Origin of the sequence: Micromonospora sp. DH13 (assembly GCF_020873825.1) — a bacterium.
Classification (GTDB): Bacteria; Actinomycetota; Actinomycetes; order Mycobacteriales; family Micromonosporaceae; genus Micromonospora; species Micromonospora haikouensis.
The window spans coordinates 1-1,277 of record NZ_JAHWGR010000089.1; the positions used below are offsets into that span (position 1 = coordinate 1).

A 1,277-nucleotide genomic window follows, 5' to 3' on the forward strand; every position below is an offset into this window, starting at 1 on the left:
GGGTTGGTGGGGGGTGGTGGGGATGGCGTGTTGGGTGAGGATGACGAGGTGGGTGTGGGTGAGGTGGGGGTTGGTGAGCCATTGTTGGAGTTGGTGCAGGGTGCGTTCCGCCACCGCATGAGCCGCCGCCAGCGAGTCGCCGTCCTCCCCGTCGGACCCACAGTGGAGGAAAATGATGTCGACCGATGCGTCGTCGGGAATCGCATCTGCGGCGGTGAGACCCTCGAAGCGTTCGCACAGACCCAACGGGTCCGCCCCCACCACGACGCCCTTACGCCAGGGCTGCGCCGGCTGAGCGCTCGGCATCGCCAGGACCGGCCAGTCCACCCGCAGCGGTGAGACGCCACCCCGCAGGCGCGTGACGTCGACCGCGCGCAGAGTCAGCGCGTCGACGGTGGCGACGGGTGCGCCCGAGGCGTCGGTCATGGCCACGGTCACGCCGTTCGGCCCGGCGGGGGCCAGCCGGACCCGTACGCTGCTCGCCTCGACGGCGTGCAGGGACACTCCGCTCCAGGTGAAGGGCAGCGCGCCGGCGGCGTGCTCACCGACGAGACCCAGGGCGACGGGGTGCAGCGCGGCGTCGAGCAGCGCGGGATGCAGGCAGAACCGGTGGGCGCTGGGCTGCTCCGACTCGGGCAGACTCACCTCGGCGAACACCTCGTCGCCCGATCGCCACGCCGCCCGGAGCCCACGGAAGGCCGGGCCGTAGTCGTATCCCCTGGCGCCGAGTTGCTCGTAGGAGCCGGTGAGGTCGATCGGGGTCGCGCCGGCGGGAGGCCAGGCGGCGGGCTGGTTCATGGCAGCGGGCGCGGGAGCGGCCGAGGCGAGCGCACCGTCCGCGTGCCGCGTCCAGGGGGTCGTGGCGTCGGCGCCGGTGGGCCGGGAGTACACCGCGAAGGTGCGCCGGCCGCTGTCGTCCGGATCGTCGACCACGACCTGCAACTGGACGGCGGCCTCCTCCTCGATCAGAAGAGGCGCGTGCAGCGTCAGTTCCTCGACGTGCTCGCAGCCGACCTCGATGCCGGCGCGGAACACCATGTCCAGCATCGCGGCGCCGGGCAGCAGGACGGTGCCGAAGACCGCGTGGTCGGCCAGCCACGGGTGCGTGGTGGTGGAGACCTGACCGGTGAGGACGTGTCCCCGCTCGTCGGCCAGCTCGATGACGGAGGCGACCAGGGGATGGCCCGTGCTGCTCTGGCCGGAGGCCGACGAGGTGTCGGGTGTCGGGTGTAGCCAGTAGTGGTGGTGTTGGAAGGGGTAGGTGGGGAGGTGGGGGG

The 1,277-nt window shown here is 72.3% G+C and carries 1 protein-coding gene; it reads right to left on the reverse strand.

Features of this window, described 5'->3' with window-relative positions; all coding sequences use genetic code 11:
• Nucleotides 1–1,277, reverse strand: a 1,277-nt coding sequence (locus LPA42_RS33350) for a polyketide synthase dehydratase domain-containing protein (RefSeq protein ID WP_228987137.1), incomplete at both ends; no start/stop codon positions are given.